The organism is Aeromonas hydrophila subsp. hydrophila ATCC 7966 (assembly GCF_000014805.1).
In the GTDB taxonomy this organism is placed as follows: Bacteria; Pseudomonadota; Gammaproteobacteria; order Enterobacterales; family Aeromonadaceae; genus Aeromonas; species Aeromonas hydrophila.
Map to the genome: position 1 here is coordinate 4,041,160 of NC_008570.1, position 21,677 is coordinate 4,062,836.

Genomic DNA, 21,677 nt, shown 5'->3' on the forward strand with positions numbered 1-21,677 from the left:
GCCGGGCGAGGTTACAGCAGCCCGCGCACCAGGATGCCGGCGATCAGCAGCGGCGCCACCAGCCGCCAGCACCAGAGCAGGCAGCCACGCAGCAGCGGCGACAGGCCATCAGGCAGCACGGACTCACCCAGTCGCCAGCCCAGCAGCAGGGTCAGCACCAGGCCGAACAGCGGCATCATCAGGTTGGAGGTGAGGTAGTCCAGCAGATCGAAGATGGTCTTGCCGAACAGGGTCAGCTCGCTCCAGGGCCCGAACGACAGGCTGACCGGAATGCCGGACGCCATGATCAGCAGGGTCAGCACCCGGCAGGCACCGCGCCGCGACCAGCCCCACTCCTCGGTGGTGAAGCGCACCAGGTGCTCCAGCATGGAGATGGAGGAGGAGAGCGCCGCCACCAAGAGCAGCAGGAAGAACACCACCGCCAGCCCCTGGCCGAACGGCAGATGGTTGAACACCGCCGGCATGGTCATAAAGGTGAGCCCTGGCCCGGCAGTCGGGTCAATACCGGTAGAGGCCAGCACCGGGAAGATCATCAACCCCGCCAGCACCGAGATAAGGCTCGCCAGCGTCACGACCCAGACGCCGGAGCGCAGCACGCCCTCGCTGCTGGGCAGATAGGCGCCATAAGTGGTGTGCACGCCAAGCCCGATGGAGAGGGAGAAGAAGGCCAGTCCCAGCGCGTCCAGCACGCCCTGGCCGGTCAGCATGGAAAAGTCCGGCAGCAGGAACTGGCGCACCCCGGCCATGGCGCCGGGCATGGAGAGGCCAGTCACCACCAGCAGCATCATCATCACGAATAGGGCTGGCATCATCCAGCGCAGCGCCCGCTCCACCCCCTTCTGCAGGCCCCCCTGCACGAACCACCAGGTGAGCCCGGCAAACACCAGATGGGTCAACACCGGCCACCAGGGGTGGCTGACATAGCCGTTGAACAAGGCGGTCAGCGCCGCGCCCTCGCTCAGGTTGAGCTGCCCGCTCACCGCCAGCGCCGCGTAACCCACGGTCCAGCCGCCCACCACGCTGTAGAAGCTGTAGATGAAGAAGCCACACAGGATCCCCATATACCCCATCCAGCGCCAGTTCGGCCCCACCAGCTTGTGGAAGGCACCGAGCACCCCGCGCTGGCTGCGACTGCCGAGCAGGGTCTCACCCACCAGCACGGCCACCCCCAGGGTGAAGCTGAACAGCAGAAACATCAGCAGGAAGGCACCGCCGCCGTTGGTGGCCGTCACATAGGGAAACTTCCAGATGGCGCCAAGGCCGATCGCCGAACCGGCGGCTGCCAGCACATGACCGATACGGGAAGACCACTGAACCTGGCTCATACAACCTCCGGGCAAGACAACATCACATCGATACTCCATGGGTAACCGCGCTGGGCGGGGCAACAAAAAAGGCCGCCTGGTGGCGACCTTTGCAATGAACATTCAGACAAACTGCGCGTGCAAGGTCACCTCTCTTGCGAGCTAAAAAATCGACCGAACAGGGCAACGCGACGTGACATGAATAATCTGATCTGAATGCTGAAAAGGGATCACAGCCTAAACCATGGAAAGAAAAATTGACACAACATGGCCAAACTTTTTTTCATGTGGCCAAAAAAATCTTGTTTTCACCCGGCCGGCGCCAAAAATCAGCGCCGTAGCCTCCTCGCCCACGGCCTTGAACGATAATAGTCTTAGCTTGGACGGGGTCGACATGACCGATGGGACCGACCTGCCCTGCCACTCCCTTGCGCAACATGGATGTACCGACGTGACGCACCTGACCGGATACTGGATGAAATGGCTGCTGCCCTGGCTACTGTTGCCCGGACTGGCGCAGGCCACGCAACCCCCGCTGACCCTGCTCAGCCACGAGCTGCCCCCCTTTACCCACACCAGCGACGGCAAGCTCGGCGGGCTGGCGGTGCAACTGGTGCAGGAGGCCCAGCAGGAGATGGGGGTCGACTACCCCATCAAGATCTATCCCTTGAAGCGGGCGCTGGCGCTGACCCGGGTCGAGCCCGGCTTCGCCCTGTTCGTCATTCTGCGCACGCCCCAGCGGGAGCCCCAGTTCAAGTGGGTAGGGCCGCTGTTTCTGAACCGGGTGGTGATCTACCAGACCAGGGGCAGCCAGCCACTGACCGATCTGGCTCAGCTGCGCCAGCTGGCGCGGGTCGGCGTGCTGCTCGGCAATGCCGATGACGAGCTGCTCACCCGCGAGGGCTACACCAACCTGGTGCGCTGCCAGACCATAGAAGACGCCATCGAACGACTGATGCTCGGCAAGATAGACGCCTTCCCCATGGGGGAGCAGATCATGCCGGCCATCCTGGCCAAGATGAAGTTCTCCCCCCGCAGCGTGGTGAACTCCGGGCTGCTGCTGCAGGAGAACTGGCTCTACATCGTCTTCTCGAAGAGCGAGGATGACGCCGTGATCGCCCGCTGGCAGGCGGCCATCGACAAGGTCAGAGACCGGCACCAGCAGGCGCAGCAGCCCATCCGCCAACCCTGATTACACCAGCCCGCGCACCAGGATGCCGCCGATCAGCAGCGGCGCCAGCCAGCGCCAGCAACCCATCACCAGGGTACGCCAGTGCAGCGCCAGCCCGGCGGGCAGCGCCTGACGACCCAGTTTCCAACCCAGCAGCAGGGTGAGCGCCAAGCCGAACATGGGCATCATCAGGTTGGAGGTGACGAAATCGAGCAGCTCGAAGATGTTCTTGCCAAACAGGGTCACCTGCGCCCAGGGCCCGAACGACAGGCTGACCGGAATCCCCCCTGCCATCACCAGCGCGGTGATGAGGCCGCAGGCGGCCCGCCGTGACCAGCCCAGGCTCTCGCTGACGAAACACTGCAGGTGTTCCAGCAGCGAGATGGCCGATGACAGCGCCGCCACCACCAGCAAGGCGAAGAACACCACCGCCAGCCCCTGGCCGAACGGCAACTGCTGGAACACCGCCGGCATGGTCATGAAGGTGAGCCCCGGACCGGAGGCGGGATCGATGCCGGTCGCCGCCAGCACCGGGAAGATCATCAAGCCCGCCAGCACGGCGATGAGGCTTGCCAGCAGCACTACCCAGAGGCTGGAGCGGCCGACCCCGTCACTGGAGGGCAGGTAGGCGCCATAGGTGGTGTGAATGCCCAGGCCGATGGAGAGGGAGAAGAATGCCAGTCCCATGGCGTCGAGCACGCCGGACATGCCGAGCTTGCTGAAATCCGGCATCAGGAAGTGGCGTACCCCGGCCATGGCGTTGGGCAAGGTAAGGCCGAAGGCCACCAGCATCAGGATCATGATGAACAGGGCCGGCATCATCCAGCGCAGGGTGCGCTCCACCCCCTTCTGCACGCCCCCCTGCACGAACCACCAGGTGAGCCCGGCAAACAGCAGGTGGGTCAGCACCGGCCAGAGCGGATCCCCCACATAGTCGTTGAAGCGGGCGGTGAGGGCCGCGCCGTCGCCGTGCTGCAGACTGCCCGCCAGTGCCATGCCGGTGTAGCCCAGGGTCCAGCCGCCCACCACGCTGTAGAAGCTGTAGATGAGCAGGCTGCTGAGCAGCCCCATGGCGCCGACCCAGCGCCAGCGCTTGCCCATCAGTGCACCGAAGGCTCCCACCACCCCGCGCCGGCTCAGGCTGCCGAGCAAGGTCTCCCCCATCAGCACCGCCACCCCCAGGGTGAAGCTGAACAGCAGAAACACCAGCAGGAAGGCGCCGCCGCCGTTGGCGGCCGTCACATAGGGGAACTTCCAGATAGCGCCGAGACCGACTGCGGAACCGGCGGCGGCCAGGATATAACCGAGCCGGGATGACCATTGGGACTGCTTCATAAGAACTCCAACCGTGGGGCCCGCCACAAAGGGCCCAAAATGACGCTCAGAGTACGGGGGGGGCTGCGCAATCACAACGCCGCTTATCTGGATAAAACGCGTATTATTGGCATCATTGCCTAATTAAATTCTATTTAACGCGCAATCCTGCCAACAAATAAAAACCGGAGCAATTTTGCTCCGGTTTTACAGGGTGGTGAACCTGCTTCGGGGACTAGATCACCCCCAGCTCCCGCAGCCGCTCCATCAGGTAGCTGTGGGCGGTGTGACGCTCGGAGAGCACTACGTCCGGGCGCGGGTGGAGGAACAGCGGCAGGGAGATGCGGGACTTAGCGGCGCTGCCGCCGGTCGGGTTGATGACGCGGTGGGTGGTGGAGGGGTAATAGCCGTGGGAGGCTTCCTGCAGCATGTCACCGATGTTGATGATGAGGGTGCCAAAATCGCACGGCACGTCCATCCACTCACCGTCGGAACCCTTCACCTGCAGGCCCGGCTCGTTGGCGGCGGGCAGTATGGTCAGCAGGTTGATGTCTTCATGGGCGGCGGCGCGGATGGCACCCGGCTCCTCGGTGCCGTCGAACGGCGGGTAGTGCAGCACCCGCAGCAGGGTCTTCTGGCTCTCTTCGATCATGGAGGAGAGCGGGCAGCTGTAGTGGGCGGCGATGTCGCTCGGGGTGTACTGCTCGACCCAACCCAGCAGCTCGGCCGCCAGGTTGTTGGCAAGGCGGTAGTACTCCATCGCCTGCTCTTTCAGCTCGGCCGGCATCTGGCCCCAGGGGTAGAGGTGGAAATACTCCTTGATGTCCTTCTGACTGTGGCCCTTGGCCACCTCGGACACCGACGGCGGGAAGTAGCCGTCCTGGGTCTCGCGATTGAACAGGAAGTCCTGCTTCTGCTCGCTCATGAAGAAGCGATACCAGTTGTCATAGATGGACTGCACCAGCTCTTTCGGGATGGGGTGATTGGTCAGTACCCCGAAGCCGGTGGTCCGCAGGGATTCGGTGAAGCGCTGCGCCGCATCGGGCGAGCGGTAATCGACGGTCAGGACTTTCATTGTTTTTGTTACGCGCCAGTTAAAAGATGGCGCAGTTTACCCCGTGACCGACAACAAGGAAAGGGCGCGGGTCGCCACGTCGCCAGCCCGCGCAAATAGTGACAAACCGCTCAAAAAAAGGCGCCAGCCAGCACCGTTTTTCATCCCTTGTCCTGCCCCGGCATCCTCTCTAGAATGCCCCCATCATCCCTCTCGGAGCCCGTTGTCCATGTCCCCCAAGATCCTGTTGCTGACCCTGCCTTTCCTGCTCGCCGGTTGCAGCTCGCTGTCGGAAGAAGAGTGCCGCACCATGAGCTGGTACAACCTGGGTTATCAGGACGGCGAGCAGGGCAAGACCCGGGCCGCCACCCGTGACTACGTCTCGACCTGCGGCGAATACGGCCTCAAGGTGGACGAAGCGGAGTGGAAGCGGGGTTATGCCAAGGGGCTGGAGCTCTACTGCATTCCGGAACTCGCCTACAGCAAGGGCAAGTCCGGCGCCGAGTATCAGGGCGTCTGTCCCAACGATGCCAGCTTCCTGACCCAGTACGATCGCGGCCGCCAGGAGTACCTGGTGGAGAAACAGCTCAGCGACCTCAAGAGCGACATGGAGCGGACCGAGCGCGACATCGAGACGCTGGAGCGCCAGATCCGCAACGAGAACGACAGCAAGCAGCGCGACTACTACCGTGCCCAGCGCGAGCGCGCCATCCGTCACTACGAGGGGCTGCGCCGTGACTACAACCGGATCCGCTTCCCGGATCGGGTGATCCAGTTCTCCTTCGGGAACTGACAAACAAAAAAGGGGCCGACATGGCCCCTTTTTGTTTCTGTGTATCTTCCCCTTAGGCGGGCAGAACCCAGCGCTGCAGCGCCAGCGCGATGCCGTCTTCGTTGTGATCGGCGGTGACCCGATCCGCCAGCGCCTGGATCTGTGATGCCGCGTTGCCCATGGCCACCGCCAGCCCCACCTGCTCGAACATGCTGATGTCGTTGTTGTTGTCGCCAAACGCCACCACGTTCTCCATCGTGATCCCCTCGCTCGCCGCCCACTGGGCCAGCCGGTTGCCCTTGCTGCAACCGGGTTGCACCAGCTCCACCGCATAGGGCGCCGCCCAGTCGCGGGTAAAGGGCAACTGTTCGACCACCTCTGCCATGAAGTGATGGAGCAGGGCGGGATCCTGGTTGAACAGCTCCAGCTTCCAGACCGGCCGGCTGAGCCAGCTCGCCAGATCCTCCGCCGGCAGCAGGGAGATCTTGAGATGATCCGGCTGGCTCGCCGACCAGCGGCGCATCCGGGTCACATGCTCCTCGCAGCCGAGGTAGCCGATCCCCTCGTCGAGATGGAACAGCGCCCCCATCTGGTGCGCTTGCACCTCCGCCAGCAGCCGGCTGAGGGGGGCCACCGCCAGCGGATCCCCGACCTGGATCTGCTCCTGCACCGGATCATAGAGGTAGGCGCCGTTGCTGCAGATGATGGGGGTGTCGAGGGCCAGCTCGTGATGGAAAGGACGGGCCGTCATGAAGTGGCGCCCCGTCACCAGCAGCACCTTGATGCCGTGGGCCCGCGCCTGGGCCAGCGCGGCCCGAGTGGCGGACGAGATCTTGTGATCCCGGGTCAGCAGGGTACCGTCCATATCCAACGCAATGGCCTGAAAACGACTCATATCACCTCCAAAATGTCGAAACGGCTGGGGTGCCATACAGTCCCGCTTCCAGTGCAACGGCCTGAAAACGACTCATGTCACCGCCAACATGTCGAAACGAATGCGGCGCCATACCAACCCGCTTTCAACGTAATGGCCTGATAACGATTCATGCCACCGCCAAAGGCTGAGTATCGCAAGGTGCATGATGGAGCAAGGGAGCACCGGGCGAGCGGGCAAGCAAGGCAAAGAGCCATACCGTCCCAGAGTCGGCGCCACGATGCAAGTGCCGGTTGCCCCCTTCGCGTCGTTCTGTGATCCCGTCAACCGGCTTCCACCTGAACGTCTAGCCGCTGCCGCCGATCCGCCGCCCGGCGCAGGCCATAGAAGCCGATGGCACAGAGCAGGCTGCACAGCGCCGCCAGATAGAAGGGCCACTCGGTGCCCGCCAACAGCACCAGACTGCCGACCACCACCGCCAGGATCTCGCTGCCCACCGCCAGCCCGCGATAGAGCCCCATCGCCTGCCCCTGCTGCTCGGCATGGCTGCGGTTGGAGACCGCCACCGAGGTCGCCAGCTCTCCCAGGCTCATGCCGATGCCGGTGGGGATAAAGGTGAGTGCCAGCCCCCACCAGTGGCCGGGCAGCACGAACATCAGCATGCCCGCCGCCATCACCAGATGGCCGACCACCCCCAGACTGCTGCCACGCCAATGACGAGCCAGGCGTGAGCCCAGCCAGGATCCCAGGATCATGGGCACGCTCACCAGCACGGCGGCCTGCGCCAGCTGCACCGGATCCCAGGCCAGCCGCTCCACCAGCCAGACGTTGAAATAGGTGAAGTAGAGCTGCACCGCGCCGTAGCTAAGCAGGGTCAGCACGAAGTAGGGCAGCAGCGCCGGTTGCAGCAGCAACTGGCGGGAAGATAGGGCCGGTGCCGGCTGCTCACTGCGGGCCGCTGCCGGCCGATTGGGCAGCAGCCAGAGCACCAGCAGCAGGTTGACCAGGGTCATGGCCACCGCCAGCCAGGCCGCCAGGCTGTAATCGCCGGACACCACGGCGGCATAACCGCCGATCATGGGGCCCACCACCCAGCCCAGGTTCATGCCGATGTTGATCCAGGCGAAACTGCGCGCCTTGGTTTTAGCGGTGCTCATGTCGGCCGCCATGGCCTGCACGATGGCGATGTCACCGTTGAAGAAGCCCTCCACCACCCGGCTCAGCAACAGCAGCGGCAAGGAACGCCAGGCGATCCCCAGCGCCATCAGGGCGTAGCCCACCAGCACGCCCACCAGACAGAGGGTCAGCACCGGCTTGCGGCCATGGCGATCGGAAAGCTTGCCGAGCCAGGGGGCCCCTACCAGTTGAAACAGTGGATAGAGCCCCATGATGACCCCCAGCCACACCTTGCGGCTCCAGTCCGACGCTGCCGGCGTCAGCATGCCCTGGGCCGGATCCAGCAACAACGGCGCCAGCACCGGAGACGGCAGGCTGAAGCCCGCCACCGCCAGCGTCACCGTCATCACCAATACCCACAGGCTGGCCTGCCCCTTGATCCCTTCCATGTTCGCCCCATTAAATAAAGTTATTGGTTTATTTATGTTGGCAATCAAACCTGATTAAGTAAAGCGAATTGTTGATTTAAAAAATCACCCTCCCCATAATGCTCTTATCCATGTCAGAACCGCTGCCACGCAAGCGGCCGCACCTGCCGACGATGAGAGCCTTGCCATGAATGCCAGCACCGACAAGATACTGTTTCTGCTCAAGAGCCACGGGCCACAGAGCGCCGCCGAGCTGGGAGAGCAGTTGCAGATGACCTCCATGGGGGCTCGCCAACACCTGATGACGCTGGAGGCCGACGGCTGGGTGAGTTTCAACGACGAGGCCCGCGGACGCGGTCGACCAGTACGGTTGTGGCACCTCACCGAGCAGGCCTGGCAACGCTTCCCCGACAGCCACAGCGAACTGACGCTGCAGCTTATCGACAACATCCAGCAGCTGTTTGGCGAGGTGGGCATGGAGCGGCTGATCGCCCAGCGAGAGCAGCAGCAGCTGGCCCGCTATCAGGCCGAGCTGACCCAGCCGGCGCTGGCCGACCGGCTGGCGGCACTGACGGCGCAGCGCACGCGAGAGGGCTATATGGCGGATTTTCGCCAGGAAGAGGATGGCAGCTGGCTGTTGTGGGAGAGCCACTGCCCCATCTGCGCGGCGGCGCGGGCTTGCCGGGGTTTTTGTCGCAGCGAGCTGGAGATGTTTCGCCGCTTGCTGGCACCGGCCGGGGTGGAGCGGGAGCAGTATCTGCTGGAGGGGGATCACCGCTGCCTCTATCGCATCAGGCCGCAGCCCTGATCCACGAACGCCAGAAACAACAAAGCAGGCGCCGGGATGCCTGCTTTGTTGCCTTCGGGGAGGGGATGCTCTCGTTCCAGCCCGTCGTTTCCCGATAAGGTGAGACGGCTGATGGGGTTGTTGACCCGGTAAGGTCCTTCACCACAGAGACCGGGTTGGGTTTCTGTCTTGCCACCGGAAGATGTAACCATGGTATCCCTGCCGGCCCGGTGAGTGGTTGCGAAGTAGCATGTATTTTCAGTTGTTTTTGCAATAGTTCACCCTTAATCTAGGAAAAGTGAATTAGTAATTGCAACGAGGAACGGAGAATGCTGAAACTTGATCGCATAGACAGGCATATTCTGGAGTTGATGCAGGAGAATGGCCGCATCAGCAACCTGGAGCTGGCCGAGCTGGTCGGGCTCTCCCCCTCCCCCTGCTCCCGCCGGGTCAAGGCGCTGGAGGATGCCGGTCTCATCGACACCCACGTCACCCTGCTCAACGCCCGCCAGCTGGGGCTGACCCTCACCGCCTACATTCACATCTCCATGGACCGGCACACCCCGGAGCGGTTCGAAAATTTTGACCGCGCCATCAGTGAGCTGCCCGAAGTGCTGGAGTGTGACCTCATCACCGGCAACGACGCCGACTACCAGCTCAAGGTGGTGGTGCGGGACATGGAACACTACCAGCACTTCCTGCTGGACAAGCTGACCCACATTCCGGGGGTGACCGGGGTGCGCTCCAGCTTCGTGCTGCGCCGGATCAAGCACAAGACGGCGCTGCCGCTCAACCATCTGGGCTGACCGCCGGCCCTGATCGGCGGGCCAGACCGGATAAAAGAAGAGGAGGCCACTGGCCTCCTCTTCTTTTATCTGTAGTCAGCAGCCTGCACTCAGACCGCTACCTGGCTGACATCCTGCACCTGCAACAGCCAGCCGGCCTGCTCCTGCTGGGGCTCGCCGCTGACCCGCAGCCGCTCGCCGGTCGGCACCCACTGCCCCTGGGGCAGGGAGACCAGCAGGCTCTCGCTGCCGTTGTCGAACAGCCAGCGATCTTCACCCAGCGACTCGATCAGATAACCTTCCATCTCCACTCTGGACTCGGCTTGCCAGGATGGCGCAACGGAATCACGGCTCTCGATGAAATCCCCCTGAACACCAAAACTGGCCAGCCCCCACAGAATGGAGAGCCCAACCAACGATGATTGCATCTCGTCTCTCCTCTTTTGGAACTGTAGGGCCAGTATGGGAAGAGAAAACTGAGCGCACCATGAACAAGATGGCAAAGTGCCGACGGGATCGCGAAAAAAACCGGCCAGTCGGCCGGTTGTGTCATTTTATGGCGCCTGGATCACACTATTTGGCGGCTTCCTCTGCCATCCGTGCGGCTCTTGGCTTATTCGTCCACATGGCAACACCGCGATGATCCGCGCAGATCCCCTCCTCCACCACGGCCCGCACCCGGGTGCCGTCCTTGCAGATAGCCTGCCAGGCATCGGCATCGTCGATGGCCATCGAAGGGGCATGGGAGCCAGAACTGCAGGCGGTCAGCAGCAGGACAAACAGGGGCAACAGGAGTTTCATGGGTGGATCCTCAGACTGGATGGATGGGCCGACTCAACGCCCCAGCTGGGCCGAGATGCGATCGCAGAGCTGCTTGAGCTGGGCCAGTTCAGCATCGGCCAGATCCACCTGATTGCGCAAGTTGTCCGCCAGACAGCATTCCCTCACCTCCTGCTGCAGCTGACGCCCCGCCTCGGTCAGGCCAATGCATTTTTGCCGCTCATCCTCGCTGGAGACGGTGCGGGTCAACCAGCCCTTGCTCTCCAGCCGCTTGACGATGGGGGTCAGGGTGCCCGCATCCAGCCCGGTTTCCTGGCCGATCTCCTTGAGGCTGACCTCGTCCCGCGCCCACAGCGACAGCATCACCAGATACTGGGTGTAGGTGAGATCCAGCTTGTCCAGCAGCGGCCGATAGGCCCGCATCACCGCGTTGGAGGCGCTGTAGAGGGCAAAACAGACCTGCTTTTTCAATTCACTCATGGGGCACCTCGCTAACGACTGGGGCCAGTATACCCCAGGAAAATCGGGGGTTGAATAATTTGCACACAAAATAGTTGTCAGCCCGCATTTTCGGGATTAGTCTGGATTTACTTTGCACACAAACAAAATCAGAGACCCCGACATGAAGACGCTCTATCGCACTCAAGCCATCGCCCAGGCCGGCCGCAACGGTGAGGTTCACACCCTGGACAACAGCCTGCAGCTGGCACTGGCCCTGCCAACCGCCCTCGGCGGCAACGGCAAGGGCAACAACCCGGAGCAGCTGCTGGCCGCCGGTTATGCCGCCTGCTTCTCCAATGCGCTGATCCACGTGGCCCACAAACTCGGTGCGCCCCTCTCCAGTGCTCCCGTCACCGCCGGAGTCGAGTTGCTGGCGCTGGACGATGGCCGCTTCAACTTCGCCATCACGCTGGACGTAGCGCTCGCCACGACCCAACCTGAACAGGCGGCGCAGGCCGAGCAGATAGTGCGGCTGGCCCACCAGACCTGCCCCTTCTCCAACGCCATGCGGGGCAATGTGGTCACCCGTCTGCTGCTCAACGGCGCCCCGCTGGATGAAACGGCGTGAACCCGTTCAGCCTCAACCCCTTGGAAATAGCCATGCTGGCGACCCGCAGGTTGCCAACCCCCCTCACACTGGAGAAAAAACCATGAATCAGTCCAGCCATCAGATCCAGCTGCTGCGTCGCCCGGTCGGCCTGCCCAGTCTGGCCGATTTCACCCTGACCGAGGTGGCTCTGCCCGAGCTGCAAGAAGGAGAGGTGCGGGTAGCCAACCAGTGGCTGTCGGTGGATCCCTACATGCGCGGTCGCATGAGCGAAGCCAAGAGCTATGTGCCCCCCTTCCCCCTCAACGGCCCCCTCGATGGCGGCGCCATCGGCGTGGTTGAAGCCTCCCGTCACCCGGACTTCGCGGTGGGCGACCGGGTGAGCAGCATGCTGGGCTGGCGCGATCGCTTCGTCGCCAATAGCGCCCAGCTGACCAGACTGCCCGACACCCGCCTGCCACCCCAGCTCTTTCTCGGCGCCCTCGGCATGCCGGGCATGACCGCCTGGACCGGGCTCAACCGCATCGCCAAACTGCAGGCCGGGGAAACCGTGCTGGTGTCGGCCGCCTCCGGCGCCGTCGGTTCCATGGTGGTGCAGCTTGCCAAACGGGCGGGGGCCCGCGTCATCGGCTCCACCGGGTCGGCCGACAAGGTGGCCTACCTCAAGAGCCTGGGGGCCGACGAGGTGATCAACTACCGTGAGACCCCGGATCTCGATGCCGAGCTGGCCCGGCTGGTACCGGAGGGGATCCACGTCTACTTCGAGAACGTGGGGGGCGCCATGCTGGACGCCGCCCTCAACCACATGGTGGTGCACGGTCGCATCGTGATGTGCGGCCTCATCGAGCAGTACAATGGCCAGAGCGAGGCGAGCGGCCCGCGCAACCTCTCCCAGGTAATCCGCAAGCGCCTCACCATGCAGGGGCTGATCGTGTTCGATCACTGGCAGCACTACGGGGAGTTTCTGGCCGAGGTGACCCCGGCCTTCGACGCCGGCACCCTGCAGGCCGAAGAGACCGTCTATCAGGGGCTCGCCAGCATGCCGCAGGCCTTCATCGGGCTGTTCGAAGGGCGCAACACCGGCAAGATGCTGGTCAAGCTGGCGTGATCCGCAGCACTGGCGCCTGACGCCGCAGACTGCTTGCATGACGGGCCCATCCGCCCTAAGGTGGGCCCGTTTTTTATGGTCTGTCTCGTCTTTGCAAGGAGCTCATATGTCTACCCCCTATCCCCGCGTCGGTGTCGGCGTAATCCTCACCAACCGCCAGGGCCAGGTGCTGCTTGGCAAACGCAAGGGCAGCCACGCCCCCTACTGGTCCATCGCCGGCGGCCATCTGGAGCTGGGAGAGACGTTCGAATCGGCAGCGATCCGGGAGGTGGCCGAGGAGACGGGTTTTCAGATCAGCAACCCCAGCGTCATCGCCGTCACCAACAACCTGGAGACCTGGCGTGAGAGCGGCCTGCACTATGTCTCGGTCACCCTGCTGGCCGAGGTAGAGGGAGAGCCCCAGCTGCTGGAGCCGGAGAAGTGCGAAGGCTGGGTCTGGTGCGACCCGCGCAATCTGCCAGAGCCCCACTTCGATGCCAGCCGCCAGTCCATCGCCTGCTGGCTGGCGAATCGTTGCTACCTGCCGACCTCAAGCCACCCGGCGCCATAAGCCATCGCCTACAGGCTGGCCGGCCGTTGCTATATGCCGACCGCCCCCTCCCACGCAAAATAGCCCGTACAGCGGCCCGTCCCACCACGACGGGCCCCACCGCCTCCCCAGCCAGTGCTGGCGTCCCCGTGAGCCCGCCCGCAATCCACCCCGATAGTCATCAAAAAGTCATCCCATTGTCATATCATCTCCACCGTCTGATGGAATGCGCAAAGGGAGCGACGAGGTGGGACAGGTATTCATGCAATTTCTCTGGCTGGGCTGCATCAGTTTTGGCGGGCCGGCCGCCCATATCGGCTACTTCCAGCGCACCTTCGTCGAGCGGCTTGGCTGGCTGACTCAGGCCGAATTCGCCCAGTTGCTGGCCCTCTGTCAGCTGCTGCCGGGCCCCGCCTCCAGCCAGCTCGGCTTTGCCATCGGCCGCCAGCGAGCCGGGCTCGCTGGGGCACTGGCCGCCTTTGCCGGTTTCACCCTCCCCTCCTTCCTGCTGTTGCTGGCCGCCGCGATCGGTCTGGGCCAGCTCGGCAACAACGTCTGGCTCGATGCCGCCCTGCACGGCCTCAAGCTGTTGGCGCTGGTGGTGGTCGCCGATGCGGTGCTCACCATGAGCCGCCAGTTCTGCAAGACGACGCGCAATCAGGGGATCATGGTCGCCACCGCGGCCGCCCTCTGGTGGCAGCCCGGCCTGCTCACCCAGCTCGTCATGCTGGCGGGCGCTGCCCTGCTCTGTGCCCGCATCGGCGCGCCGCAAACACCAGGCCCACAGTCCTCAGCGGCTCAGTCCATCCCTGTGCACCAACCCCACTGGCCTACCCTGCTGCTGTTTGCCCTGCTGTTTGTCGGCCTGCCACTGCTGGGAGGCCCCGTCGGCCAGCTGGTCGCCGACTTCTATCGGGCCGGCAGCCTGGTGTTTGGCGGCGGCCACGTGGTGCTGCCCCTGCTGGCGGAGAGCGTGGGCCACAGCCTCAATCAGCAGCAGTTTCTGACCGGCTACAGCCTGGCCCAGCTGGTGCCCGGCCCCATGTTCACCCTGGCGACCTATCTCGGCGCCCAGTTGCTGCCGACCAGCCCGGTGGGCGGCGCCCTGCTGGCGACCCTGGCGCTGTTCCTGCCCGGCTTTTTGCTGCTGTGGGCCATGGGCCCCTGCTGGCAGAGCTGGCTGGCCCGCCCTCGCCTCGCCGGCGCCGTGGCCGGCATCAACGCCGCCGTGGTGGGTCTGCTGCTGGCGGCGCTCTATCAGCCGGTCTGGCAGAGCGCCGTGCTGGCACCCAGCGACCTGGCACTGGCCGCCATCGGCTTCTACCTGCTGCGGGGACTCAAGCTGCCGATTCTGGCGCTGGCTACCCTGCTGGTGGTCGCCACCCTGCTGCTTGCCTGATACGCCCTGGCTGCGGCCACAAAGAAACGGCCCCCTGCCAAGGCAGGGGGCCGTTTTTGCATGGATGCCGGGCGCCAGACTCAGGACTCGGGATCGAAATCCAGACTCAGGCTGTTGACGCAGTAGCGCTGACCGGTTTCGGTCGGCCCGTCCGGGAAGACGTGGCCGAGGTGGGAGCCGCACTGGCTGCAGGTGATCTCCACCCGCTTCATGCCGTGGCTGCCATCCTCGGTGTAGGTCACGGTCCCCTCGATGGCCCGATCGAACGAGGGCCAGCCGCAGCCCGAGTCAAACTTGGCATCCGAGTGGAACAGCACCTGCTTGCAGCAGACGCACAGGTAGTCGCCGCTCTTGCGGTTGTGGAGCAGGGCGCCGCTGTAGGGACGCTCCGTGCCCTTCTCCCAGCAGACGTGATACTGCTCGGCGCTCAACTGCCGGCGCCACTGCTCGGGGTTGGGGGTGTTGCCGCTCATACTGACTCCTTGCCGTGAATATCGGTGCCCAGCATACCCAGTCAGGGCGCCGCGCTCTACCCCGCCAGCGGGAACTGTGATCCGGTTGGCAACACGACGGCAACATCCGGGGTGGCGACCACTCCCTCCTCGGCCAGCGCCACCGCACTCAGGGCGACCCGCTCCAGCAGCTTGAGGGAATGGGCCCGGCCCACCGCCACCTGCCGCTTGATGTCGTCAGGCAGGAACGGCAGCCCGTCGTTGGTGGCGGTGTCGATGGTCTGGATCCACTCCAGCCCCTCCCCCGGCGGCGGCAGACGGAACTGGATGTCGTAGTCGCTGGCGTTGAACAGCACGTACCAGCGCTCCCCGCCGCAGCCGATCATGCCGATGTCCATGGCGAACGCCTGCCCCATGGGGGCGTGCCAGTCCTGATCGGTGAGCTGATGGCCGTCCGGGTGATACCAGTTGACCTGGTGGCAGCTGCTGGGAGCACCGTTCCAGCTGTCGTCGCTCAGTTGCAGGTTGGAGAAGACGGTGGACTCCGCCCGCAGCGCCAGCATCTGCTGGGTGAAGGCGAGCAGCCGCTCATCCTCCGGCCGCCACTGCCAGTTGACCCAGCTGATCTGGTTGTCCTGACAGTAGGCGTTGTTGTTGCCAAGCTGGCTGCGGCCCATCTCGTCGCCGGCGAGGAAGTGCGGGGTGCCTTGCGACAGCAGCAGGGTGGCGATCAGGTTGCGCTTCTGCTGCTGGCGCAGATTGTTGACCCGCGGATCCAGGGTCGGCCCCTCCACCCCGTGGTTGTTGGAGAGGTTGTTGCCGTGGCCGTCGCGGTTGTCTTCGCCGTTGGCCTGGTTATGGCGCTGGTTGTAGGAGACCAGATCCTCCAGGGTGAAGCCGTCGTGATAGCAGAGGTAGTTGACGCTGGTATGGGGGGAGCGCCAGTTCTTCGGGAACAGATCCCGTGAGCCGACCAACCGGGTGGCAAAGTCCCCCATCTTGCCCGCATCGCCGCGCCAGAAGGCGCGCACCGTGTCGCGGTAGCGGTCGTTGATCTCCAGCCACTGGCTCGGGAACTGCCCGAGCCGGTAGCCGAACGGGCCGATATCCCAGGGCTCGGCGATGAGCTTGACCCGTGCCAGCACGGGATCCGCCATCATGGCCTTGAAGAAGGCCCCCATGGGGTCGAACTCGCCCGCCTCCCGCGCCAGGGTGACCGCCAGATCGAAGCGAAAGCCATCCACCTGCATCTCGGTGACCCAGTAACGCAGGGCATCGAGCACCAGCCGCAGGCTGTTGGGGTGATCCAGATTGACACTGTTGCCGCAGCCGGTGACGTTGGCGTGACGAGTGTAGTCGGGGCCGTGGGCGCCCGCCTCGAAGGCGTAGTAACCGGCGTTGTCAAAGCCCTTGAAGGAGAGCATGGGGCCGTCGAAACCCGACTCCGCGGTGTGGTTGTAGACCACATCCAGGATCACCTCGAGCCCGGCCTTGTGCAGCTCGCGCACCATGGTCTTGAACTCGGTCACCGCCTCCTGCGCCGCATAGCGCGGCTCGGGGGCGAAGAAGGCGATGGGGTTGTAACCCCAGTAGTTGGTCAGCCCCAGCTGCTCGAGCCTGGGCTCGGACATGAAGGCCGCCACCGGCATCAACTGCACCGAAGTGATGCCGAGGGACTTCAAGTGTTCGATGATGAGCGGGTGGCAGATGCCCAGATAGGTGCCGCGCAGCTCGCTCGGCACCCCCTGATGCTGGCGGGTGAAGCCCTTGACGTGGGTTTCATAGATGACGGTGCGGGCCGGCTCGATGGCGGGCTTACCCACCCCCTGCCAGTCGAAGGCATCATCCACCACCACGGATTTGGCCACCATGGCCGCACTGTCACCCTGATAGAGGGCATCATCCCAGTGGGTCGGGCGACTGAGCGCCTTGGCGTAGGGGTCGATCAGCAGCTTGTCCGGGTCGAACAGCATCCCCTCCTGCGACGTGCCGTACACCCGGTAGCCGTAGCGCTGACCGGCCTTGACACCGCGCACATGGCCGAAGCGGTACTGGCCGCGCCGGCCGGGCAGCTCGAGGCGAGCCAGCTCCCGCTCCTGCTCGTCGAACAGGCAGAGCTCCACCTTGTCCGATTGCGGCGCCCAGACGCAGAAGTGACAACCTGTCTCGTCGAGCAGGGCCCCCAGCGGATGGTCCTGCCCCTTTTCCATTGCGAACATCAAGACTCCTGTTTGATGAACAAGGTCGCGAGCGGCGGCAGATCCAGCACTATGCTGTGCATCATCCCCTGCCAGGGGGTCGGCTCGGCGACGAAGACCAGACCCACATCATAGTTGCTGCCCCAGTAATGCTCGCTGTCGGTGTTGAGCACCACCCGGTAGTGACCGGCCGCCGGCACCCCGAGCCGATAGGCAAGCCGCGGCACCGGCGTGAAGTTGCAGGCTACCACCAGCGGGTTGGCCCCCTGCTTGTCGGCCCGCAGCCAGGCAAAGATGCTGTTGTCAGCGTCGTTGTGATCCAGCCAGCGGAAGCCGTTTTGCTCATAATCCGCCTGATACAAGGCAGGTTCATGACGGTAGAGGTGGTTGAGATCGTGGATCAGCCGCTGCTGGCCACCGTGCTTGGGATACTGCAGCAGGTGCCAGGGCAGCTGGGCATCGTGATTCCACTCGTTGCTCTGGGCGATCTCGGTGCCCATGAAGTTGAGCTTCTTGCCGGGATGGGCATACATGAAGCCCATGTAGGCGCGCAGGTTGGCCGCCTGCTGCCACTCGTCACCCGGCATCTTGTAGAGCATGGAGTGCTTGCCGTGCACCACCTCGTCGTGGGAGAGCGACAAAATGAAGTTCTCGTCATAGTGGTACACCATGGAGAAGGTCATGTCGTTGTGGTGGTAGCGACGGTGAATGGGCTCTTTCTGCATGTAGGTGAGGGTGTCGTGCATCCAGCCCATATTCCACTTGAAGCCAAAGCCCAGGCCCCCCAGGAAGGTGGGACGGGAGACCCCGGCAAAGGCGGTGGACTCCTCGGCGATGGTCATGGCGTGGGGGTACTTGCCGTACACCTCTTCGTTGGTCCACTTGAGCAGGCTGATCGCCTCGTAGTTGTGGTTGCCGCCATCGACGTTGGGCACCCACTCGCCGGCGTTGCGCGAATAGTCCAGATAGAGCATGGAGGCGACCGCATCCACCCGCAGGCCGTCGACGTGGAACTTGTCGAGCCAGAACAGGGCGCTGGCCACCAGGAACTGGCGCACCGTATTGCGACCGAAGTCATAGATGTAGGAGTTCCAGTCCGGGTGCCAGCCACGGCGCGGATCCTCGTACTCGTAGAGCGGGGTGCCGTCGAAGCGGGCCAGCCCGTGGGCATCGGACGGGAAGTGGGCAGGCACCCAGTCGAGGATGACGCCAATACCGGCCTGGTGGCACTGATCCACGAAGTATTTGAAATCATCAGCCGTGCCGTAACGGCTGGTGGGCGAGAACATGCCCACCGGCTGGTAGCCCCAGGAGCCACTGAACGGGTGCTCGGAGACCGGCAGCAACTCGATGTGGGTGTATTCCATCCCCTTGACGTAATCCACCAGTTCCACCGCCAGTTCGCGCCAGCTCAGGCTGTCGCCGTTGGGGTGACGCTTCCAGGAGCCCACGTGCAGCTCGTAGATGGAAAGCGGCTGCTCGCGCTTGTCGTTGAGCTGGCTCTCGCGCCAGGCGGCATCCTGCCACTGGTACTGGTCGTGGTCATAGACCACGGAGGCGAACGAGGGGTACTGCTCGCAGTAGAAACCGACTGGGTCGCTCTTGTGCGGCAGCCGGTTGCCCGCCGGGTCTTTCAGTTCGAATTTATAGCGATCCCCGGCCTTGAGGCCCGGCACGAACAGCACCCAGTGACCGCACTGGCTGCGCTGCATCGGGTGACGGCGGCCATCCCAGAAGTTGAAATCGCCGATCAGGCTCACCGCAGTGGCGCTCGGCGCATAGACTGCAAAACGCACCCCCTCCACTTGCTGGTCCAGATGCGCCACGGTGCGCAGCTGGGCACCGAGCGTGTGGTAGAGGTTTTCCGGCTGGTAGGTGAGTTCCGCCAACCCGGCCCAGCCCGCATCCTGGAACTGGTAGGGATCGATGACCTCGACGCTGGCATCTGGGTAGTCGGCAAGCAACTGGTAGGGGAAGGGATTTTTACGGCGGGTGAAAACAGTTTCAAAGAGGCCCGAATCATCGGTGGGCGCCAGGGTGGCAACAATCTTGCCCGACTTGAGATCCCTGACCCGTACGGCCTGGGCATCGGGTAACCAGACGGTCAGCTTGAGGCCGGGCCCATCCGGATTGGCCTGCAGGCCTAAGTGGGAGAAGGGATCGGAACAGCGGGCTGCAACCAAACGTTCAACGAGCATCGAGATTTCCTTTCATAGCTGAGCATCCGCTCCGGCCTGGGCCGAAGCGGATGTAAGTGAGTCACGTTTTGTCGGCAGTGGCTCAACGACTGGCCTCGTCACGGGCCTGGCTCATCTTGCCTGCCAGCGCCTTGAGCGCCTCATTGGCAAAAATATCCTCCAGATCGGTAGACAGCTTGCGGCGCCAGTTCGGGTACTCGTAACTGGTGCCCGGCACGTTGACCGGCTTGTCCATCTCCAGCCAATCCTCCAGCTGGGTACTGAACAGGGCGCAGCTGCCGCGAGACATGTGCAGTTGCAGACCGTGGTTGAGCTCGGTGTTCATGCCGACCCAGTTCACGTCGTGGCTGATGTTACCGGAGATCACCCCGTGGCCGTGCAGGCTGTCGAGGATCCGCTGCTTGGCCTGGTGGCGATCAGCATACAGGGTCTTGAGTACGTCTTCATCCGGATACAAGCCCAGCTCACGTCCCAACGCCAGATCGTCACAATGCCAGAAGCCCTTGAGGGTCGGCATGTCGTGGGTGGTCAACGCCGACATCGCCTGCTCGGCGTAGTGAGCCGGAGAGATGAAGCCGCCATCGGCCTTGGAGCGCTCGAAGAAGAACACCTTGTAGGAGTGGACGCCGTTCTCTTTCAGGGTCACGTCGATCCCCTCCGGCACGGTACCCAGATCCTCGCCGATCAGCAGACACTGGTTGCGGTGGGACTCGAGGGCCAGGATGCCGAGCAGGTCGTTGACCGGGTAATAGATGTAGGCGCCCTTGGCGGCCGACTCTCCGGGCGGCACCCACCACAGGCGCAGCAAGGCCATCACGTGGTCGATGCGCAGCGCGCCGCAGGAGCGCATGTTGGCACGGAACAGATCCACCATCGGCTGGTAGGCCGCCTCGAACAGCTGGTTCGGGTTCATGGGGGGCAGGCCCCAGTTCTGGCCGAGCGGACCCAGAATATCGGGCGGCGCACCGACCGAGGCTTTCGGGCAGTAGAGATCCCGGTTGGCCCAGATCTCGGTGGAGCCTTCGGAGACGCCCACCGCCAGATCGCGGTAGATCCCCATCACCATGCCGGCCGCCTTGGCACGGGCGTCGGCCCGGGCCAGCTGCTCGTCGGCCAGGAACTGCAGATAGAGGTAGAAATTCACATCCTGGCGGTGCTCGGCCATCCAGGCCGCCACTTCGGGATTGTGGTAATCACGGAACGGCTCCGGCCACACCGGCCAGCCCCAGGCATTCTCGCCTTTGGCGTAGAAGTGGGCTTGCAGGGCATCGAAGGCGGCCTGTTGCTGCAGGCTGTCGCCGCCGGCGGCAACGAAGGCATCGAAGGCAGCCTGACGCTCGGCGCTCAGGCTGGCCTGGTCGAACACCTGACGCAGCATGCCGAGTTTGGTCTCGACAACGCCGGTGTAATCCACGTTGCCCTTGGCGCGCAGCTCGCTCAAGTGCTGCTGGAAGGCGGGGTTCGCCACCTCGGCCTTGAGCCGGGCATTGGCCAGAAATTCGGGCACCGCTTCCACATCGATGTAGGCCACGTTGAGCCAGCGGCGGGACGAGGGGCTGTAGGGGCTGGCGCTCTCCGGGTTGGCCGGATAGAGGGCATGAATCGGGTTGAGACCGACGAAGTGAGCGCCCCAGGCGGCCATCTTCTCGACCAGTTGGCCCAGATCGCTGAAATCGCCGATGCCCCAGTTGTGGCGGCTGCGCAGGCAGTAGAGCTGCACACTCGGGCCCCACACCTTGCGGCCATTGGCGATGGGAGGCTGCTTGTAGCACGCCTTGGGCGCAACGATGAGGCGCATGCTGGCGAGCGGCTCGTCGTTGCCCTCCTCCAGCAGGATCAGATCGTGATAACCCAGCTCGGGCTGCACAGCCAGGGCCACGCGATAGGCCTGGCACTCCATCTCTTCGAATTCGGCCACGCCGACCAGCTCGCCGTCGATGGGGGTGAGCTGACCGGACAACAGGCCGCCCTGCTCCAGCTTGAGCTGCCAGCTGAGGGCGTCGTTGACGAATTCGATGGGCAGACGAACTTCGAGGGTAATGGGCTCGCCGCTGCGGACCACCATCACGGGATCCAGCGCACGCAGCCAGTGCTGGCGGTGCTCCTGCTCAAGCTGCTCGGTCAGGGCGGCCTCGTCATCGACGCGGTAACCCATGGCGCCCAGCATGGCGGCCTTGCTCTCTTCGGATACCTGAGCCGGGTGGCCCCAGGCATCAACATACTCGCTGGCGATACCTTTGGCGGCAGCCAGCTGTTCAATCAGGGTGGTCATAGTTTGAGAATTCCCGCTGTGGATTCTATCTATACTATTTTGATTAATTTTTATGGGTGGTACTTGAACAGTGGCTCTATGGGCCATG

20 protein-coding genes are annotated in these 21,677 nt (G+C 63.8%); 8 read left to right on the top strand and 12 right to left on the bottom strand.

Going from position 1 to position 21,677, the window contains the following annotated elements; translation table 11 throughout:
- Positions 1-11 precede the first annotated feature (11 nt).
- Positions 12-1,325, bottom strand: coding sequence for a sodium-dependent transporter (locus tag AHA_RS18180; protein ID WP_011707340.1), 1,314 nt, complete (start codon positions 1,323-1,325; stop codon positions 12-14).
- A 454-nt stretch (positions 1,326-1,779) separates the two neighbouring features.
- Here AHA_RS18180 and AHA_RS18185 point away from each other — a divergent pair, with 454 nt between their 5' ends.
- Positions 1,780-2,496 carry a substrate-binding periplasmic protein gene (locus tag AHA_RS18185; protein WP_164927744.1) on the top strand — a complete coding sequence of 239 codons (717 nt, stop codon included), beginning with the start codon at positions 1,780-1,782 and terminating at the stop codon, positions 2,494-2,496.
- On the opposite strand, the gene AHA_RS18190 is transcribed toward AHA_RS18185, so the two are convergent.
- Together AHA_RS18190 and AHA_RS18195 are read right to left on the bottom strand one after the other, a co-directional pair.
- Positions 2,497-3,810, bottom strand: a complete 1,314-nt coding sequence (locus AHA_RS18190) for a sodium-dependent transporter (protein ID WP_011707342.1) — start codon at positions 3,808-3,810, stop codon at positions 2,497-2,499.
- 214 nt (positions 3,811-4,024) lie between these two features.
- A complete protein-coding gene (locus AHA_RS18195; protein ID WP_011707343.1) occupies positions 4,025-4,864 on the bottom strand; it encodes an isopenicillin N synthase family dioxygenase in 840 nt (279 codons plus the stop codon).
- A 208-nt stretch (positions 4,865-5,072) separates the two neighbouring features.
- Here AHA_RS18195 and AHA_RS18200 point away from each other — a divergent pair, with 208 nt between their 5' ends.
- Complete coding sequence (locus AHA_RS18200) at positions 5,073-5,636, top strand: DUF2799 domain-containing protein (protein WP_011707344.1); 564 nt, start codon at positions 5,073-5,075, stop codon at positions 5,634-5,636.
- A 52-nt stretch (positions 5,637-5,688) separates the two neighbouring features.
- Here AHA_RS18200 and AHA_RS18205 read toward each other — a convergent pair whose 3' ends face one another.
- Both AHA_RS18205 and AHA_RS18210 read right to left on the bottom strand, forming a co-directional pair.
- Positions 5,689-6,510 carry a Cof-type HAD-IIB family hydrolase gene (locus AHA_RS18205; RefSeq protein WP_011707345.1) on the bottom strand — a complete coding sequence of 274 codons (822 nt, stop codon included), beginning with the start codon at positions 6,508-6,510 and terminating at the stop codon, positions 5,689-5,691.
- A gap of 302 nt (positions 6,511-6,812) precedes the next feature.
- Positions 6,813-8,054 (bottom strand): MFS transporter, encoded by a 1,242-nt coding sequence (locus AHA_RS18210; protein WP_011707346.1) that lies wholly within the window; start codon positions 8,052-8,054, stop codon positions 6,813-6,815.
- Between the two features lie 166 nt (positions 8,055-8,220).
- Between AHA_RS18210 and AHA_RS18215 the strand changes: the two genes are divergently transcribed.
- On the top strand, positions 8,221-8,841 hold the full coding sequence (locus tag AHA_RS18215; RefSeq protein ID WP_011707347.1) for a helix-turn-helix transcriptional regulator: 621 nt from the start codon (positions 8,221-8,223) through the stop codon (positions 8,839-8,841).
- 308 nt (positions 8,842-9,149) lie between these two features.
- Positions 9,150-9,626, top strand: coding sequence for an Lrp/AsnC family transcriptional regulator (locus AHA_RS18220; protein ID WP_005304871.1), 477 nt, complete (start codon positions 9,150-9,152; stop codon positions 9,624-9,626).
- A gap of 89 nt (positions 9,627-9,715) precedes the next feature.
- On the opposite strand, the gene AHA_RS18225 is transcribed toward AHA_RS18220, so the two are convergent.
- From AHA_RS18225 to AHA_RS18235, 3 genes are all read right to left on the bottom strand, one after another.
- Positions 9,716-10,033, bottom strand: a complete 318-nt coding sequence (locus AHA_RS18225) for a hypothetical protein (protein WP_005304873.1) — start codon at positions 10,031-10,033, stop codon at positions 9,716-9,718.
- Between the two features lie 145 nt (positions 10,034-10,178).
- Complete coding sequence (locus AHA_RS18230) at positions 10,179-10,406, bottom strand: hypothetical protein (RefSeq protein WP_011707348.1); 228 nt, start codon at positions 10,404-10,406, stop codon at positions 10,179-10,181.
- A 33-nt stretch (positions 10,407-10,439) separates the two neighbouring features.
- Positions 10,440-10,865 carry a MarR family winged helix-turn-helix transcriptional regulator gene (locus AHA_RS18235; RefSeq protein WP_016351946.1) on the bottom strand — a complete coding sequence of 142 codons (426 nt, stop codon included), beginning with the start codon at positions 10,863-10,865 and terminating at the stop codon, positions 10,440-10,442.
- 142 nt (positions 10,866-11,007) lie between these two features.
- On the opposite strand from AHA_RS18235, the gene AHA_RS18240 reads away from it, so the two are divergent.
- The 4 genes from AHA_RS18240 (at position 11,008) to chrA (ending at position 14,469) form a co-directional block, all read left to right on the top strand.
- Entirely contained in the window at positions 11,008-11,454 is a 447-nt protein-coding gene (locus AHA_RS18240; RefSeq protein ID WP_164927745.1) for an organic hydroperoxide resistance protein, read from the top strand.
- 82 nt (positions 11,455-11,536) lie between these two features.
- Positions 11,537-12,541, top strand: a complete 1,005-nt coding sequence (locus tag AHA_RS18245) for an NADP-dependent oxidoreductase (protein WP_011707351.1) — start codon at positions 11,537-11,539, stop codon at positions 12,539-12,541.
- A 106-nt stretch (positions 12,542-12,647) separates the two neighbouring features.
- Positions 12,648-13,091: a nucleotide triphosphate diphosphatase NUDT15 gene (locus tag AHA_RS18250; RefSeq protein WP_011707352.1), complete on the top strand. Its 444-nt coding sequence runs from the start codon at positions 12,648-12,650 to the stop codon at positions 13,089-13,091.
- 205 nt (positions 13,092-13,296) lie between these two features.
- Positions 13,297-14,469 carry a chromate efflux transporter gene (gene chrA, locus AHA_RS18255; RefSeq protein WP_172583088.1) on the top strand — a complete coding sequence of 391 codons (1,173 nt, stop codon included), beginning with the start codon at positions 13,297-13,299 and terminating at the stop codon, positions 14,467-14,469.
- Positions 14,470-14,549: 80 nt separating this feature from the next.
- On the opposite strand, the gene msrB is transcribed toward chrA, so the two are convergent.
- The 4 genes from msrB to malQ form a co-directional block, all read right to left on the bottom strand.
- The gene (gene msrB / locus AHA_RS18260) at positions 14,550-14,942 is read right to left on the bottom strand and encodes a peptide-methionine (R)-S-oxide reductase MsrB (protein WP_011707354.1); all 393 of its coding nucleotides are present in this window, start codon (positions 14,940-14,942) and stop codon (positions 14,550-14,552) included.
- 56 nt (positions 14,943-14,998) lie between these two features.
- Positions 14,999-17,140 (bottom strand): glycogen debranching protein GlgX, encoded by a 2,142-nt coding sequence (gene glgX / locus AHA_RS18265; protein ID WP_011707355.1) that lies wholly within the window; start codon positions 17,138-17,140, stop codon positions 14,999-15,001.
- Positions 17,140-19,317, bottom strand: coding sequence for a 1,4-alpha-glucan branching protein GlgB (gene glgB, locus AHA_RS18270; RefSeq protein WP_011707356.1), 2,178 nt, complete (start codon positions 19,315-19,317; stop codon positions 17,140-17,142). The genes glgX and glgB overlap by 1 nt, the downstream gene beginning before the upstream one ends.
- Positions 19,318-19,399: 82 nt before the next feature.
- On the bottom strand, positions 19,400-21,589 hold the full coding sequence (gene malQ / locus AHA_RS18275; protein ID WP_043127315.1) for a 4-alpha-glucanotransferase: 2,190 nt from the start codon (positions 21,587-21,589) through the stop codon (positions 19,400-19,402).
- Positions 21,590-21,677 lie beyond the last annotated feature (88 nt).